The sequence below is a fragment of the Pedobacter psychrodurus genome, assembly GCF_004331735.1.
Taxonomy (GTDB): Bacteria; Bacteroidota; Bacteroidia; order Sphingobacteriales; family Sphingobacteriaceae; genus Pedobacter; species Pedobacter psychrodurus.
In genome coordinates this window covers 104,311-120,866 of the sequence record NZ_SJSO01000014.1, presented here as the reverse complement: position 1 = coordinate 120,866, position 16,556 = coordinate 104,311, and the positions used below count along the sequence as shown (strand labels likewise).

General features: G+C 38.0%; 13 protein-coding genes. 6 read left to right on the top strand and 7 right to left on the bottom strand.

Going from position 1 to position 16,556, the window contains the following annotated elements:
- Positions 1-247: 247 nt before the first annotated feature.
- The 4 genes from secDF to EZ456_RS16495 all read right to left on the bottom strand — a co-directional run bounded on the left by secDF (position 248) and on the right by EZ456_RS16495 (position 5,593).
- On the bottom strand, positions 248-3,229 hold the full coding sequence (gene secDF / locus EZ456_RS16510) for a protein translocase subunit SecDF (RefSeq protein WP_131531998.1): 2,982 nt from the start codon (positions 3,227-3,229) through the stop codon (positions 248-250).
- 502 nt (positions 3,230-3,731) lie between these two features.
- On the bottom strand, positions 3,732-4,241 hold the full coding sequence (locus EZ456_RS16505; RefSeq protein ID WP_131531996.1) for a dihydrofolate reductase: 510 nt from the start codon (positions 4,239-4,241) through the stop codon (positions 3,732-3,734).
- An 80-nt stretch (positions 4,242-4,321) separates the two neighbouring features.
- Complete coding sequence (locus tag EZ456_RS16500) at positions 4,322-4,693, bottom strand: four helix bundle protein (RefSeq protein ID WP_131531994.1); 372 nt, start codon at positions 4,691-4,693, stop codon at positions 4,322-4,324.
- Positions 4,694-4,798: 105 nt separating this feature from the next.
- Positions 4,799-5,593, bottom strand: a complete 795-nt coding sequence (locus EZ456_RS16495; RefSeq protein ID WP_131531993.1) for a thymidylate synthase — start codon at positions 5,591-5,593, stop codon at positions 4,799-4,801.
- Positions 5,594-5,811: 218 nt separating this feature from the next.
- Between EZ456_RS16495 and ispE the strand changes: the two genes are divergently transcribed.
- The 3 genes from ispE (at position 5,812) to EZ456_RS16480 (ending at position 8,385) form a co-directional block, all read left to right on the top strand.
- Positions 5,812-6,615: a 4-(cytidine 5'-diphospho)-2-C-methyl-D-erythritol kinase gene (ispE, locus tag EZ456_RS16490; RefSeq protein WP_131531991.1), complete on the top strand. Its 804-nt coding sequence runs from the start codon at positions 5,812-5,814 to the stop codon at positions 6,613-6,615.
- A 72-nt stretch (positions 6,616-6,687) separates the two neighbouring features.
- On the top strand, positions 6,688-7,107 hold the full coding sequence (locus EZ456_RS16485) for an OsmC family protein (protein WP_131531989.1): 420 nt from the start codon (positions 6,688-6,690) through the stop codon (positions 7,105-7,107).
- Positions 7,108-7,218: 111 nt separating this feature from the next.
- Entirely contained in the window at positions 7,219-8,385 is a 1,167-nt protein-coding gene (locus EZ456_RS16480) for a trans-sulfuration enzyme family protein (RefSeq protein WP_131531987.1), read from the top strand.
- Positions 8,386-8,462: 77 nt separating this feature from the next.
- Here the strand turns inward: EZ456_RS16480 and EZ456_RS16475 are convergent, their stop codons facing one another.
- Positions 8,463-9,719 carry a hypothetical protein gene (locus tag EZ456_RS16475; RefSeq protein WP_131531985.1) on the bottom strand — a complete coding sequence of 419 codons (1,257 nt, stop codon included), beginning with the start codon at positions 9,717-9,719 and terminating at the stop codon, positions 8,463-8,465.
- A gap of 187 nt (positions 9,720-9,906) precedes the next feature.
- On the opposite strand from EZ456_RS16475, the gene EZ456_RS16470 reads away from it, so the two are divergent.
- The 3 genes from EZ456_RS16470 to EZ456_RS16460 all read left to right on the top strand — a co-directional run bounded on the left by EZ456_RS16470 (position 9,907) and on the right by EZ456_RS16460 (position 11,887).
- Positions 9,907-10,590: a DNA alkylation repair protein gene (locus EZ456_RS16470; protein ID WP_131531983.1), complete on the top strand. Its 684-nt coding sequence runs from the start codon at positions 9,907-9,909 to the stop codon at positions 10,588-10,590.
- A gap of 100 nt (positions 10,591-10,690) precedes the next feature.
- Positions 10,691-11,413 (top strand): pirin family protein, encoded by a 723-nt coding sequence (locus tag EZ456_RS16465; RefSeq protein WP_131531981.1) that lies wholly within the window; start codon positions 10,691-10,693, stop codon positions 11,411-11,413.
- Between the two features lie 180 nt (positions 11,414-11,593).
- Entirely contained in the window at positions 11,594-11,887 is a 294-nt protein-coding gene (locus EZ456_RS16460; RefSeq protein ID WP_131531979.1) for a hypothetical protein, read from the top strand.
- Positions 11,888-12,115: 228 nt separating this feature from the next.
- Here the strand turns inward: EZ456_RS16460 and EZ456_RS16455 are convergent, their stop codons facing one another.
- A complete protein-coding gene (locus EZ456_RS16455; protein WP_131531977.1) occupies positions 12,116-12,394 on the bottom strand; it encodes a lipopolysaccharide assembly protein LapA domain-containing protein in 279 nt (92 codons plus the stop codon).
- A gap of 4 nt (positions 12,395-12,398) precedes the next feature.
- On the bottom strand, positions 12,399-15,203 hold the full coding sequence (locus tag EZ456_RS16450) for a TolB family protein (RefSeq protein ID WP_131531975.1): 2,805 nt from the start codon (positions 15,201-15,203) through the stop codon (positions 12,399-12,401).
- Positions 15,204-16,556 lie beyond the last annotated feature (1,353 nt).

Sequence of the window (16,556 nt, the reverse complement as noted above, 5' to 3'; positions counted from 1 at the left end):
GGGATTTTGGTAGGTTTTAAGCTGTGCCCCAAGTTAAATAAACCTGATGGAAGTGGGCATCCCGATTCTTCATCGGGATAAAACGAACAGCAGGACTATCGGAACCGAAGGAGCAAGGGTACTGCTTTTCAAAAGCCAAAAAATATAACAAACCATTTTGTGTTCTTTGTGCCTTCGTGGTAAAAAAGCGCATAAAAAAAGCGTCCCGATTGCCCGGAACGCTTATATATTTTAGAAAATTAATCTTTTATTTTTTCTCAGCAGAACTACCCAAATCGATTACGATAGGCGTAGAGATACATAATGATGAATATGTACCGATGATACGGCCGATTAACAATGCGAAGATAAACCCGCGGATGCTATCGCCACCGAAAATAAAGATTACCAATAACACGAAGAATACGGTTAATGAGGTTAAGATGGTACGACTTAATGTACTGTTCAACGCAAAGTTGATTAAGTTGTTACGTGCTTCGCCATGTAAATCTTCTTTACCAGATTCTTTTAATTTCTCACGGATACGGTCGAATACAACAACTGTCTCTGTCATGGTGTAACCCATTACCGTTAAGATTGCCGCAATAAAATCCTGACCAATTTCTAACGAGAATGGCATAATACCATCTAAAATCGTGTAGAAAGATAATACCATTAACACATCATGGAATAATGCAATTACCGCACCTAAACCGTACTGCCATTTTTTAAATCGTACTACGATATAGATAAACATGAATAAACATGAGATCAATACTGCGTAAAAAGCTCCGTTTACGATATCACTTGCAATGATAGGCGTTACTTTTTGCGAACTTACGATTTCATATTTAGAACCCGCCAAACCTTTATTTAAAGCATCTTCTACAACTTTATCAGTTTTAATATTCTGATCTTCGATGTGGAAAGTGGTGGTAATTTTTACCTGGCTATCTTCACCTGCAGTTTTAACCTCTGGAGTTTCGTTACCGAAAACCGGGTTCAACTTAGCTTTTAAATCTTCAGTGTTAACTGCTTTATCGAAGTGAACTAAATAAGTTCTACCACCTTTAAAATCTACACCTAAGTTTAAACCACCATTTTTGAAATACATGCCAATACCAGCAATAATGATGATGGTAGAGATTACGTAGTAAATTTTACGACGGCCAACGAAGTTGAAACTGATATTTTTAAATGCGTTACGGGTAATGCTGTTATCGAAACTTACATCAATTTTGCGGTTTAATAACGATTCGAAAACTACTCTCGAAATGGCTACAGCTGCAAATAATGATGAAAGGATACCGATACATAATGTAGTTGCGAAACCTTGAACCGGTCCGCTACCGAAAACGTAAAGGATAGCACCTAAAATGAATAAGGTAACGTTTGAGTCAATAATTGATGGCATTGCATGTTTAAAACCCTCTTTAATTGCTGTAGCGGTGTTCTTGCCATGTGCAAGCTCTTCACGTACCCGCTCAAAGATAAGGATGTTTGCATCTACCGATAAACCAATGGTTAATACGATACCAGCAATACCAGGTAAGGTTAATACTGCACCAAGTGATACCAAGATACCAATGATGAAGAATAAGTTGATTAACAATGCAAAGTTAGCAACCCAACCCGCACGGTGATAATACAACGCCATGAAGATTAAGATTACGATAAAGGCAATTACGAATGAGATTAAACCATCGTGAATAGCTTGTGCACCTAAAGTTGGACCAACTACGTAGCTACCTGCAATACGAGCAGGAGCAGGTAATTTACCGGCTTTTAAGATGTTCGATAAATCTTTAGTATCAGTTTGGGTAAAGTTACCTGTTATTGAAGAAACACCACCAGCAATTTCGTTCTGTACAGTAGGGGCAGAGTAAACCTGATTATCTAATACAATAGCAATAGATTTTTTGTTGTTTGGATCAGCAGCAGCTTCAGCAGTAATTTTTTTCCATTTAGCAGCACCTTCGCTGGTCATGTACATGGTTACCTCTGGTTTGTTGTGTTGATCGAAATCGTCTTTCGAATCGCTAATTGCATCGCCACCTAAATCTGGCTTGCCATCGGCACTTACCACTTTAATGGCATATAGTTCGAAAATTCTCGAATTTTCTCTTGGTTTAACACTCCACATAAATTTCATCGTAGATGGAATAGATGCAGCAACTTCTGGAAGTTTTAAATAGTTATTAACCTTTGCAGTATCTTTTTGTAACGACATACCAACAACTGCACCTGGCATTAATTGTTGTTGTCCGTTTTCGCCCTGGTAAATTGGCAGATTAAGAACAGCGTATAATGGGTTAGATTTTGCTAATTCAGCTCTAACCGCTGTAGAATCTTTTTTACCTAAGCCAGCAAGTTTACCACCTTTAGCTGTAGTATCTTTAGTAGCCGCTTTTTCTAAACCAGCTAATTTACCGCCAGCAGCAGGAGCAGCTGTTGTATCCTTAGTTGCAGGCGCATCAGCTTTTAATGTTGCAGCTAAAATTTTATTAATGTTTTCTAATAATGGTGCAACTTCTTGTACCTGGTATACCTGCCAGAATTGTAATTCTGCAGAACCCTGTAAAAGTTTAGCCATACGTTCCTGGTCTTGCACACCTGGCATCTCAATTAAGATACGGTTGCTACCCTCTTGTTTTTGCATGTTCGGACTAACAACGCCAGAACCATCAATACGTGAACGTAAAACTGTAAATGAACGATCGATAGCACTAGTTGCTTCTTTTTCTAAGAATGATTCAACCTCTGCATTGCTTGCGCTAGGTTTTAACTGAGATGCGTTATCCTGGTTAGAAAAATAATCTGCAAGTTTAACTCCTGGGCTTAATTTTTCGAATTCATCAACAAAAATTTTGATGTAATCTTTACCACCGGCATTTAATTGGATCTGTGCGTTCTGAACTGCTTTGTTGAAATTGCCATCAGTAGGGTTGCCCGCTAATGATTTAACCAGCTCAGCTAACGATATCTCCATCGTTACGTTCATTCCGCCTTTTAAGTCTAAACCCAAATTAATCTCTTTCGCTTTTACCTCTTGATAGGTAAATCCAACTAAAGGATAAACTTTCACGGTACTCATCGAATCTAAGTAAGCCTTTTCTTTGGCCAAATCACCCTTCGCAGCGTTTTTTGCATCTTTTTCTACCTTGGATGCTACCAAAGTAAAAGAAAGTGCGTACGCACAAACGATAGCCAATACTATCGCTATAAACTTAATAAAACCTTTTCCTTGCATTGTTTGTTTAAAATAATTTGTCTTTCGCTGTTTTTTAACAAGTCGGCAAATCTAATTAAATTTTTAAATTATAGAACCCCTTAATTGATAAATTATTAACATTAATTTTTATCTGGCAATAATCCCTCGAGATTCATCACGCATAATTCATTTCAAAGTGCTAAGTTTAGATTGAAATTGATTTGGAAAGCAATTATAGTAGCTTTTGGGCTTGGTTCAGTCCCGCTAATGTTTTAATCCTTTTTCTTCTGTCATGCTGAGGTACGAAGCATCTTTCCATCTGCGAGTTCTTAGACACGAAGATGCATTATAGATCTTTTAGTGAAAAGCAATACCTGTGTTTCTTCGGCTCCGATAGTCCCGCTGTTCGTTTTATCCCGATGAAAGAATCGGGATGCTCACTGCCATCAGGTTTAGCTTGCAAGGGAAGAAGCGGAATAGCTTATAAAACAAACCCTGCGCCCCTTGCGAAATTCTTCGCGTTCTTTGCAGTTAAATTGAGTTAAATCCTTTCTAAAACCTCAAAAGTATAATCGTACTTGTTTTTTTCGTCGGCTTGATGTGCTTCGCTGCTAATTAATTTCCATTCGTTCCGATCAATTTCAGGGAAAAAAGTATCTGCATCAAAATTGTGATGGATGGTCGTTAAATAAAGGGTATCTGTTTTGGGCAAGGCTTGTCTGTAAATTTCAGCACCGCCAACAATAAATACCTGTTTTTCTTCCATTTTGGTGATTTCTAAAGCTTCATCCAAGCTGTTTACCACTTCAACGCCGTCGATTTTTAATTCGCTATCTCTGGTAATCACAATGTTTCTGCGGTTAGGCAAAGGTCTGCCAACAGAATCAAACGTTTTGCGGCCCATTACAACAGTATGCCCCGAAGTGGTTTGTTTAAAGAACTTTAAATCAGCTGGCATGTGCCATAAAAGCTGGTTGTTTTTGCCTATTGCGAAGTTTTCGCCTACGGCTACGGCTATGGAAAGCGAAGGGCTTTCTGGTTCATTAGTCATTGGTCATTTGTTTATTGGTGTCTGCATGGTGCTTTAGGCACAGTTCAATAAGGATGAATTCTATGCATTGACAACTGAGTTTAAGTTTTATCTAAATTTTTTCCAATATATTTTATGTAAGCATTTAGCTTTAAGTGGATTGTTTGTAATTCAGTATAAAGTTCTGAATAACAGTCTTCAGATATCAAATTTCTGTTTTTTGATTTCCTAAGAAATGATTTTACTTCTAAAATAGAACCTCGGCTATAATAACAAAAGTTTTTGTTTTCTTTAAAATGGTATCGGCCATATCCTTCTGCTATGTTGGCACTGATAGAATCAGCCGCTCTGCATATTTGCTTCCCGATGGTATCTTTCGCAAAATGATCCCATCCCATAACAATTTCCCAGATTTTATCTGAAATTACCTCTGACAAATTATAGACTTCCAAATCCTCTAATTTATAATTCATGATTTCTCTTGATTAAGTAAATTAAAGGGATGATTTTTTTAAAATAGGGCGTTCAATTCTGCGCCCAAACAAATGAACCAATGGCTAATGACCAGTGAACAAATGTTACACCGCTACAATTCCCTTAATATGTGGATGTGCTTCGTAATTTTCCAAAGTAAAATCCTCAAACTTAAAATCAAAAATGCTTTTCACCTCAGGATTGATTTTCATGGTTGGAAGTGGCTTAGGCTCGCGACTTAATTGCAGGTTGGCTTGCTCGATATGGTTGTTGTATAAATGTGCATCGCCTAAGGTGTGGACAAAGTCTCCTGCTTCTAGGCCGCACACCTGTGCCACCATCATGGTTAACAAAGCGTAAGACGCAATGTTAAAAGGTACGCCTAAGAAAATATCGGCACTGCGCTGATATAACTGGCAACTTAATTTTCCATCAGCTACATAAAACTGAAAAAATGCATGACAAGGAGGTAAGGCCATGTTTTCGATTTCGGCAACATTCCATGCAGAAACAATAATCCTACGTGAATCGGGATTGTTTTTGATGGTATTGATGATATTGGTAATCTGATCGATGTGTTGCCCATCAGGCGTTGGCCAGTTTCTCCATTGCGAACCGTAAACCGGGCCAAGGTTGCCATTTTCGTCAGCCCATTCGTCCCAGATACGTACACCGTTATCCTTTAGGTATTTAATATTGGTATCGCCTGTTAAAAACCAGATCAGTTCGTGTATGATAGATTTTAAGTGCAACTTTTTGGTCGTTACCATCGGAAAACCTTCCTTAAGGTTAAAACGCATCTGATAACCAAAAACGCTTATTGTTCCTGTGCCGGTACGATCGTGTTTTTGAGCGCCATGATCCAGCACATGCTGCATTAAATCTAAATATTGTTTCATACTGTTCTGATAATTTACAAATATCTAAAATTTATCAGGTGTTATAAATCATTTTATTGTTTAATTGTTAACATCGGTTGCGTGCAGTCATGGCGTGAAGTCACGACATACGCGTATTTAAAATTGACTACTTGTTTGTATCTTTGCAGTTGGAACTGTATTTGGTTTTGAGGGAAAATCTCAAATCTCAAATCTCAAATCTCAAATCTCAAATCTGAATGCTATCTTTTCCCAACGCAAAAATAAACTTAGGCTTAAATATCACCGAAAAACGTGCTGATGGTTACCATAACCTCGAAACCGTTTTCTATCCAATTAATATTAAGGATTCGGTCGAAATTACCGATGCGGAAGAAACATCGTGCAAAATTCATGGCATTGATATTCCTGGCGATGCAAATGATAACCTGTGTTTTAAGGCCTACCAATTGGTTAAAAAGGATTATGATATTCCGGCTCAGCAGATTAATTTATTGAAAAATATTCCTGTGGGCGCAGGCCTGGGCGGAGGATCAGCAGATTGTGCTTTTATGATCAAATTGTTGAATGAGAAATTCAGTTTGGGAATGTCGGTCGATAAAATGGAAGGTTACGCCCGCCAGTTAGGGGCGGACTGCGCTTTTTTTATCGAGAACAAACCTGTTTACGCATTTAATAAAGGCGACGAATTTGAAAAGTGCAAAATAGATTTGTCAGCTTGGTTTAAAGTTTTGGTAAAACCGCCTGTACATGTGAGTACGGCCGATGCTTATGCACATGTAAAACCGCAGAAACCTTTGCAATCGTTAAAAGAAATCATACATTTGTGCCCAACAACATGGAAAAATAAGGTTATCAACGATTTCGAACTATCGGTATTCGCAAAGTATCCCCAAATTCGTCAAATAAAAACCAGTTTATACGATGCAGGCGCAACATTCGCTTTAATGAGTGGTAGCGGTTCGTCGGTTTTTGCAATTTTCGACCATCCGGTTAAATTGCCTGAACTGGAAGAAAACAATATAGTTTATTATAATATTTAAATAGAGCTTAAAGGTTAAAGCAGAAAGACTAAAGCTAATGCGTCTTGATACTAAATACTCGATACTAACAAAATGAACATAAATCTGATCCGCAAGAGCGGTAAATTTAATTTTGAAGCAGAAAACGAGAGCGGTTTTACTGTAGAGTTGGATGCAAAAGCTGCCATTGGTGGCGAAGGAAAGGGGTTCAGGCCAATGGAGATGTTGCTTATTGGATTAGGCGGCTGCAGCGGGATTGATATGGTAAATGTATTAAGTAAGCAGAAAGAACCGCTTGATGATGTTAAAATTGCAATTACAGCAACCAGAAAAGAGGAAGAAATGCCGCCGATATTTGACGTAATCAATATTCATTTCGATTTATTTGGCGATTTAAGCGTTCAAAAAGTGGAGCGTGCGTTACAAATGACCTTTGATAAATATTGTTCGGTATCGAATATTTTGGGCCGCTCTGCAACAATTAATTTTACTTACAAAATAAATAAGGTGTAGGGTGGAGGTTTAAGGGTGTAGGATTTAAGGTTGAGGGGTGAAATCTCCTATCTCAAATCTTTTGTCTCAAATCTCATATCTAACATCTCAATACTCATATCTAACAATACAATGAAATCCGAAAATTTTGAAACCATAGCTATACGCACTCAAACCGAACGCAGTTTACACAAAGAGCATTCATCTCCTATTTACCTTACTTCGAGTTATAAGTTTGAGGATGCTGAAGAAATGCGTGCTTTGTTTGCCAATGAAAAGGAGGGGAATGTATATAGTCGTTATTCAAATCCAAATACATCAGAGTTTATCGAAAAAATGTGCCTGTTAGAGGGTGCCGAAGATGGTTTCGCCACTGCTACAGGGATGGCTGCTATTTTTACTACATTTGGCGCTTTCTTGAAAAATGGCGACCACTTGGTTTCCAGTAGATCGGTTTTTGGTTCTACCCATCAATTATTAACCAATGTTTTTTCTAACTGGGGGGTAACTTTCGATTATGCCGATTTAGATAAACCACAGGATTGGGAAGCTTTGATTAAACCCAATACCAAAATGATTTTTGTAGAAACCCCATCTAATCCAGGTATCGACATTATCGATCTGGAATTTTTAGGCGATCTGGCTAAAAAACACAACGTATTATTAGTTGTCGACAACTGCTTTGCCACACCATATCTGCAACAACCGATTAAATTTGGTGCACACATTTCTATCCACTCGGCTACTAAATATATTGATGGGCAAGGGCGTGTTTTGGGTGGCGTGATTTTAGGGACCAAAGATTTAATTGCCGATGTGATTGGTTTTGCCCGTCACAGCGGACCAGCGTTATCTCCTTTTAATGCGTGGATTTTATCTAAAAGTTTAGAAACTTTAGCCATCCGTATGGACCGCCATTGCGAAAATGCTTTAAAGGTTGCCGAATATTTAGAAAAACACCCAAAAATTAAACTGGTAAAGTATCCGTTTTTACCATCACATCCTCAGTACAATATTGCCAAAAAGCAAATGAAACAAGGTGGTGGTATTGTAACCATTGTGGTTGAAGGCGGTATTGATGCTGCACGTAAATTTATGGACAGTCTGCAAATGTTCTCTATTTCAGCAAATTTGGCCGATACACGTTCAATTGCAACGCATCCCGCTACGAGTACGCATAGTAAGCTTACAGAAGAGCAACGCAATGAGGTAGGTATTGAGCAGGGTTCTATACGTTTATCAATCGGTTTAGAACACATCAACGATATTTTAGCCGATATTGAACAAGCATTAGCCTAATGCATGCTTAAAAATAGATCAATAAAAAAGGGAGATTTCTTAATAAAAAATCTCCCTTTTTTATTTGATTAAGGTTGCTATTCGTATTTTGAAAAATCTACAGCAAATATACAGCGGTTAACCTGACTGCCATTTTGAGCACCCGCATTGGGTTCAAATTCAGTTAAGCTCCATAAATATCCGTATTGTGCTTCAAGATATAGCGATTCAGCACCGTATGGCCACCTGTATCTAACTGTATTGGTATCGCCATCTGTATATCTTGCTAAGCGGGCGGTTGATCCGTACGATTCGCTCGGCGATCCGGTGCAAGAAAGCCAGGTTCTATTCCCTTTTCTAAAAACGCCCTGTATGCCATGCGCATGATCTGAAGTAAACAGACTGTTTTTGGGAATCACTGTTTGTATCCCTGAATTCTGCAATTCGCCGGCTGTGTTTATAGGAAATCCGAATATTTTAGGCATAATCGATGCATCTGCACTTCCGGCATAATATTGGCCTATCCATAATTGATTGTTTTCGTAATTTACCTGTACTGTTGAAAAAGGATCTGCATCATTAATTTTATAATAACCTATTTGTGGAAGTATGTATCTGTAATTAAAAGCATAAAGATTACCACTAGCGTCTTTGCCACACTTATTATCAGTGCCAGTCCCTGTACTTACCTCAATAATTTTGTCTAGATCGAATACCCTTAATCCTAGACTTGTACTGCTTAAATAAACTTTACCATTAAAATAAGCTACTCCGCCGGCATGTACATTTAAGGGCGCGTAAGCACCATATTGCGTATAATCTAGCGTGCCGGTTGGAAGTGTAGGCTGTACCAGTAAAATGTGCCTATAAGTTAAGTAAGTGCTAGAACTTGGGCTGATATCAATAAGTGTTATTCTCGATCCTTTGCTCTCTGCAGCATCTTTAGCGTACCAGCTTACTAATAAATAACGTACACCGTTCCTTGAGAAACCAGCGATTCCCTGGGGGCGCCATATAGATGTAGTTTCATCATCTTCATTCCACCTTATACCCCTTACCCTGTTTTCTTCAGGAATGTTGAAGCCATATACCTCGGTGTAAGCATTGCCACCAATGGCTTGACGGTTTTTATCTAGCTGTGTTGGGTTTAAAAATGTAAAACCTGTGTTAATGTAAGCCGATGTATTGGTGTAGGCATTTACGCTTGCGGCCGGGCTGGCTGCTGCAGTGTTGGCCATTAGCATATTTTTGTTTTGTACTGTTGTGCTGATCGACTCTTCTGTTAACGTGTTCTTTTGGCAGGAAAGTGTGAATAGGCAGGACGCTAATAGCATCCAGAGGAAGTTTTTTTGCATGGGTTTATGTTATGGTTAAATTGAAACAAGTTTAAAGGGTAGATATAAACTTACAACTGGAACAGTGTTAAGGATTGGTTATGTTTAATGCATTGTAGTCCCAATTATTTTGTCTAAACTTCCAGATTTTTGTCTGGGTACGGGCTTATGAAACTTTGGAAGTCTTTCAAAAAAACTAAATTCGTATATGAATGACATCGACTTTATCCTTACCGAACTTCGATCTATCAGTGAGCCCGAGTATTTAAAAAAAATGGCTCATTTTGGGATTGATATTTCTAAAGCTTTCGGCGTCAGGGTGCCAAATATCAGAAAGCTGGCCAAGCAGATCGGCAAAAATCAGGAACTGTCTTTATTGCTTTGGGAAACCCGATTTCATGAAGCCCGTCTTTTAGCAATCTTTATTGGTGATTATAAAGAAGTCGGAGAAGCGCAAATAAATGCTTGGACGAAAGATTTTAGCTCCTGGGATATATGTGATCAGGCATGTGGAAATCTTTTCGTTAAGACGCCTTATTTTAAGTCGAAAGCTTTTGAGTTTGCCGGGGCTAAAGAAGAATTTGTAAAACGAACCAGTTTTGTATTAATGGCCGAAGCCGCCGTGCATCTCAAAAAAGAACCCAACGAAACTTTTTTAAGTTTTCTTGTAATTATTGAAAGGGAAGCTTACGATAACCGGAACTTTGTTAAAAAAGCAATCAACTGGGCGCTTAGGCAGATCGGCAAACGAAATGCTTTCCTGCATCAACATGCAATCGAAACAGCAAATAATATCCTTGCACAAAACAATAAAAAAGCAAACTGGATAGCTTTAGATGCCTTGCGAGAACTGAACAGCGATGCTGTACTTGCCAGGCATGATCGACTCTAGACTTAGGACTCTGGACTAAAGACTCTCTTTTCTTACCCTACATCAATGCGTGGCAAACATCGCTGCTGTAAATTTGTATCATAAATAAGAAAGGAAATTTATGTCACAGTTTATTTTGCACAAAGAAAACACCCGCGGTCACGCTAATCATGGTTGGTTAGATGCACACCATTCATTCAGTTTTGCTAATTACTACAATCCAGAGCGGATGCACTTCGGAGTTTTAAGGGTTTTAAATGACGACAGTATTGATGGTGGAATGGGTTTTGGCTCTCATCCGCACGATAACATGGAAATTATTACCATTCCATTAGCTGGTGCAATTGCACACAAAGATAGCATGGGCAATTCGGCCGTAATTAAAAATGGAGAAATTCAGGTAATGAGCGCCGGAACAGGTGTTAGCCATAGCGAGTTCAACGCAAATGCAGATGAGCAATTAAATTTATTGCAGATTTGGCTGTTTCCGAACAAAAAGAATGTTACGCCACGTTATGATCAGCAAACTTTAGATGTTGCAGCGAGGCACAATAACTTCCAGCAGATTTTATCACCAAACGCTGATGATGCTGGCGTATGGATCCAACAGGATGCATGGTTCTCATTAGGTAAATTTGACGAGGGTTTTGAAACAGCATACAAAATCAAAAAAGCTGGAAACGGTGTTTATGCTTTCGTAATCAACGGAGAGGTAACCATAAACGGACAAGTGTTGAGCAAAAGAGATGGTTTAGGTGTTTGGGATACAGACAGCATCAGTTTTAAAGCAAATACTGCAGATGCAGAGGTTTTATTGATGGATGTTCCGATGGAATTGAATTAATTTAGAAGAATCGTCATTTCGACCGTAGTGTTCCAAAGGAACTCCTTTGGAGGAGAAATCTTGGAGTAGAGACCAAATATTTCTCCATTTCGCTACTGATGAAAATCGGTGCTTCAGTTGAAATGGCGATTTTCTTTGTTGAGTAATTTGTTAAACAACGATATTTTTAAAACTTAAAATATGCAAACTACTATACTTTATATCGGCCGGGATACAGAAATTACCGCAGTAATGAACCGCTTGTTAAATGCCAGACCAGAATGGAAGGGATTATGTGTTTGTAAAAATGAAGAAGCGATTTTCATTTGTAAAGAACAGCACGTGGATCTGGTTTTACTTGGCAATGGCATTGATCCAGATTCAGAAACCGAATTGAAAAACAAACTACTTGCTTTACAACCAGGCCTGAAAATTATCCAGCATTATGGTGGGGGCAGTGGTTTGTTGTATGGTGAGGTAATGTCGGCACTTTAACCGCGAAAAAAAATACCCGTCATTTAGATAAATAATCTATTGCATAAAAACCAAAGTGATTGACAGAAAGTTTAAGAAGACCACTATCCCAAGTCGCCGTCATCTCGAGCGAAGTCCAACGTAGCCGAGAGATCTATCGAGGCAGATCTCTCCATTTCACTGCGTTCCAGTCGAGATGACGATTTTGCTACTGAGTATCAGATCGTAGAATCCTAAAAAATCCTAGCGCTAACTAATATAATCCCTGTCCTCGTCGCTCAATTCTTTTTTATTCGAAACAGGTTGATTTCTTTCGATCTCATCATCATAGCTACTTAATGTTTTTCTCGGACGGCCCACAACAAAACCGATAATAAAACCGATGATGATACAAATGCCGATAACCAAAAGTTTAGATACCGGAACTGTGGTAACCAGGAAATCAAAATCAACAGGTTCGGTATTCACCATTAAAAATATGGTCAGCAATACGGTCAAAATAATGATGGAAATTGTTTTTGCACTCATGGTTTTAAAAGCTATAATTAAATGAAAACTCTAATATCGGATTTTGATTGTAAATCTGATTAACAAAAACCAACCTCGCTCCTAAATCTACAACAGGTTGATAGCGCAAAAGGTTTACACTTGTGTTCAATTCTATGCCATAAGTTTTCGGATCGTTAAAGGTTGTGCCCTTGCCAATGTTTTCGTAATGGCAAAACAAACCTGCCCTAAAATTTCTGACGTAAGCGAAAGGACCCAACTCCCAATCAGGAAAAGCAAAAGGGAAACGGTAGTTGAAAAGCAGACTGTTTTGTAATGCACTTTTCGCTAAAATATTGTTGTATCCATAAACAGTTGCAATCTCGGTTGCATACTGATTTACCCCACTTGCTTTCTGATAATTAAAGCTCGCTAAAAAGGAATGGTTTTTTGCAAGGCCCGGAAAGTAAAGGAAACTTTCGAGTGCTAAGATTTCTCCTTTTAAGTTTTTGTCAAAGGGTTGGTGATTGTAAGTTGCCCTAAATACTTGCGCCCACTTTGGTGCAATATCTCTTTCGGTAGTGCGCACGCTGTGGTTGAAAGTGAAATTATATTCCATTGGAAATTTAAGCTCGCGGATAAAACCGGTAGGCATATTTTCTGGCATGTAACGCTGCGTAAAACTGGTTGCCGCATTTAGCGTAAAAGCATAGTTCTGATTGCGGGCATTAAACGAAAGCGGAACCGATGCATTGAGCTTGATATAGTTCTCCCGCCAATCGCCTTGCTGTATTGCATTTTTAGCTTTGTAGAACGTTCTTTTCGGACGGTTGCGGTATAGTAAACTAAACACGGGGTAAAGCGCCTTATAGCTGATATCTGCTGTGTACTCAAAACGTTTTAAGTCGCGATGGTATTTTGCACCCGTATAAAAGTCCATGGTGTTAAGCAGGTTGTTTGATTGCAGCTCCAGACCGAAAAGATATTCGTTATCGATAACTGGAATAATGCTGTGGAAACTGAAAAGGTTTAAGGCTTGATGATAGCGTTTAACCTGGTAAGTGCTGTCTGGAATTTTGTCAAAAACATTTCCTACATTTTCCTGCTTCTCTGCAGCAGCCGAAAAATCAACAAAGTTATTTTCACCTACAGATTTTTCGGTTAGTTCTGCCTCTGCAATTTCGTAACCATTGATTTTATAATTGTTAAAAATGATTTTTCCATCAGCGGTTTCGCTGGGGTTAAAGGCTCCGTATTTCGAAACACTAAGTGCATTGATTTTTTTCGAACCAGGGTCTATGCTGTAGATGTTATCAATGCCATTAAAGTGTGCATTGAAAACAATTTTGTCGTTAATGAAAATCGGGCGGCTTAGCTGTTGTCTGCTGTTCGAAATCAGCTGCGATTTTTTTTCTCCATCAATCAGCCACAAACTTTTTCCTTTTTCACTTACGCTGATATAGGCAACCTTATTCCCTGATTGATCAAAGGAAGGTGTCTGTAGGATTTCGTTTTCAAGATTAGAATAGGTCTTTAAAATTTTGCCTGAGCTTGCATCCATTTCTACCAGGTTGAACTGATTGCTCAGCTCCACTTTTGAAGCGATGATTTTCTTCCCATCATTAGAAAGGCTGGGAGAGAAGAGCCTGCTTTTGCTGCTTAATTTTTTGAATTTTTTGGTCTTTAAATTGTACGAACAAATTACGCTATAACTCCGTTGTTTGTAGCGCGGATCGTAGCGTATTTCATCCCAAACTAAATGGTCGTTTTTTAAGCTGAACCAAGGCTGTTCCTGGTAACCAATTCCGAATAATTTTTGTTCTGATTTATCCTCGTTAATAATCACGAAATATCGTGCATCTGTCTTGCTTTCTTTTAGCGCTAAAACCTGGTTTTTATTTAGCCGAACAGGAAGGAAATAATCTGTTGCCAAAGCAGATTTTTTATTTAAGCTTTCATAGCTTTCTGTAACAGATTTTTCTTGCTGCATTTTCCATTTTTCAGCAAGCTTGTTTTGTGTGGAAAGAAAGTAGGTTCTGGAGTTTTGCTTCGTGAATTTTTTTAAGCTCTGCGAAAAGGGGTACAACCTTATCGGTCTTTTTCTAATGTCGCCAAGTAGACTGTCGGAAATGAACTGACCATATTTTTCTTTCATATCCGATACCATCAAATATCCAGTTTGGTAATAGCCAGGCGTAACGTCTTTGTTCGAACCGAAATAGGCTTTGCTATAAGATATTTTTTTGCCTTCTAAAATTGAAGCACGATAAGGCATGATCCAATTGGGCTGCCGACCCCTGCCCGAATTAGTCAAAGCGGTTTCGTTAACCACTGCGTCACCTTCGAAAAACCAGGTGGGTATGCCCGCACCAAAGTAAGCGAAGTAAACTAGATCGGGGAATGGATGTACTTGCGCTCCTGTCAATTTGTCAAACTGGGCAATGTGCCTAAGTTCATGCACCGCTAGGTTGTTTAACCAGTCCTGACTGTCGAAAAACTGAGGTGGGGTTACGTAGAATTCAGACTTCTTAGGTGCCAGCTGAACAAAGCCATTTGCCACAGTTCCACGGTTCTGCAATAGGAGTGGAATAGCGGTTTTTTGCTGCCTTAAACCCAGCCCTATTTTAGGGTAGATATAGGGTAGGGTATTGGCCATTCTTTGGGCTTCTTTCTCCAGTTCTTGCGGATAGATGATTTTGAAGCCCCCTGCAGAAATATAGTTCCATTTTACACTAAGTGGGTTTTGTGCGGTGCTGAAAATCTGCCCAAAAACCGATAGTGATGTTAAGCTTAAGGTTACTATGCTTAAGTGCTTGATAATTAGTTTCTTGATTGATGTGTTTAAATTCATCTAAATTCTTTGCTAAAATATTTAGTTTTTTAAAATTTACAAATGTTGATTATTGTAAAGATTTTATTTATATAAAATTATTTAAGTTATTGATTTTTAAATATTAATGAATTTTATGTAAATCCTGTATTTGTCGATTTTACTTTTACTTTTTATTGAATTTTATAGCTGATTTAAGCTTCATTCAACATTTTTAATCGCATTAACATTATTGATTTAATTTACACTTATTAATCGATTTTCTTCGAAAATTTTATTGCATTTTTAAATTTTTGTATAGTTTTTCAGAATCCGGACAGGCTCCGGTAATGACTTAAAATGCAACTGGATTTTGTAATGCTCACCGATACTTTTTGGCTTTTAATGCTGGAAGAATGATTAACATTTTGGTCAGGATTACCTGCTTTAAAATTGACTTTCAGTATGCGAGAATCTGCTTAAAAAGTTGCGTTCTGTCTGTAATACTTTGAAACGAAATGTATGATGTAAATTGATTATTTAAAATCGCTATTAATATTTGAGATTAGATTGTTGTGACAAAATGTCTTTTTTTTTAGCGATTGCTTGAGGGATATTTTGGAGACGTTTCTTCTTACTCTTATCTTTTGTTAATCAGTTTTTGATGAATATGATGAGTTGAAATGCCAGTAATGTTGCCATAAATTGTGGGTTTAATCTAGCTTCAAGTCTGGTTTTTACCTCGATTTCTTGCTTTAAATTTGATCTCAGCGGTGGAAATTGTATATTTTTTTGTGGTTTTGAACCCTTAATTTTGTAATAATTCGGCCTTATAATGCAATTTCCTGACGATATTCGTGAATAATGGTGTTTTCGGTACACTTTATGGTGATTTTTGTTTTTGCGCTAAAAAGCGTGTCTAATGGCATTTAAATAGGGTTTTTTACGCCTTTAAGCTTTGCCCTCTGAAAATTCGAAATTGATTACTTTTCCTCAGTTGCATGGGGAAAATCACGTTGAAAATTAGGTTTTTGATTGTAATTTTTACCGATATTTTTATGCTGATTAACCATAAAATGCTTTATCTTTTTGTGCTACCTTGCCAGATTTTTATTGTGGTTAAAAACTATCCTGAACTGAATGTTGATAGATTTTAGACAAGCCATCTTGTTTCTATGTGACTTGACAACTCAGAATTGTATAGAATTTATATAGGTAATACCTCATGTTTGGTGCGGATTTAAAACGAAAATTTTGGTCTTTTATTTGTTGTTTTATCCCTGTTTTCCGTTGCTTTAAGTCAGTTTTTTTGGTGAGATTTTTAACCACTTTAGCTGCCTGTTTGTTGTATGGTTTTAATTGTAAATTTTTGCTAATTGGTATCTTCGATTTCAG

Excerpts from the sequence above, each read along its gene's own strand:
- EZ456_RS16485 (WP_131531989.1), top strand. The coding sequence starts at position 6,688 with ATGAACATAAATCTGATCCGCAAGAGCGGTAAATTTAATTTTGAAGCA.
- secDF (WP_131531998.1), bottom strand. The coding sequence starts at position 3,229 with ATGCAAGGAAAAGGTTTTATTAAGTTTATAGCGATAGTATTGGCTATC.
- EZ456_RS16455 (WP_131531977.1), bottom strand. The coding sequence starts at position 12,394 with ATGAGTGCAAAAACAATTTCCATCATTATTTTGACCGTATTGCTGACC.
- EZ456_RS16460 (WP_131531979.1), top strand. The coding sequence starts at position 11,594 with ATGCAAACTACTATACTTTATATCGGCCGGGATACAGAAATTACCGCA.
- EZ456_RS16480 (WP_131531987.1), top strand. The coding sequence starts at position 7,219 with ATGAAATCCGAAAATTTTGAAACCATAGCTATACGCACTCAAACCGAA.
- ispE (WP_131531991.1), top strand. The coding sequence starts at position 5,812 with ATGCTATCTTTTCCCAACGCAAAAATAAACTTAGGCTTAAATATCACC.
- EZ456_RS16495 (WP_131531993.1), bottom strand. The coding sequence starts at position 5,593 with ATGAAACAATATTTAGATTTAATGCAGCATGTGCTGGATCATGGCGCT.
- EZ456_RS16470 (WP_131531983.1), top strand. The coding sequence starts at position 9,907 with ATGAATGACATCGACTTTATCCTTACCGAACTTCGATCTATCAGTGAG.
- EZ456_RS16505 (WP_131531996.1), bottom strand. The coding sequence starts at position 4,241 with ATGACTAATGAACCAGAAAGCCCTTCGCTTTCCATAGCCGTAGCCGTA.
- EZ456_RS16475 (WP_131531985.1), bottom strand. The coding sequence starts at position 9,719 with ATGCAAAAAAACTTCCTCTGGATGCTATTAGCGTCCTGCCTATTCACA.
- EZ456_RS16450 (WP_131531975.1), bottom strand. The coding sequence starts at position 15,203 with ATGAATTTAAACACATCAATCAAGAAACTAATTATCAAGCACTTAAGC.
- EZ456_RS16465 (WP_131531981.1), top strand. The coding sequence starts at position 10,691 with ATGTCACAGTTTATTTTGCACAAAGAAAACACCCGCGGTCACGCTAAT.
- EZ456_RS16500 (WP_131531994.1), bottom strand. The coding sequence starts at position 4,693 with ATGAATTATAAATTAGAGGATTTGGAAGTCTATAATTTGTCAGAGGTA.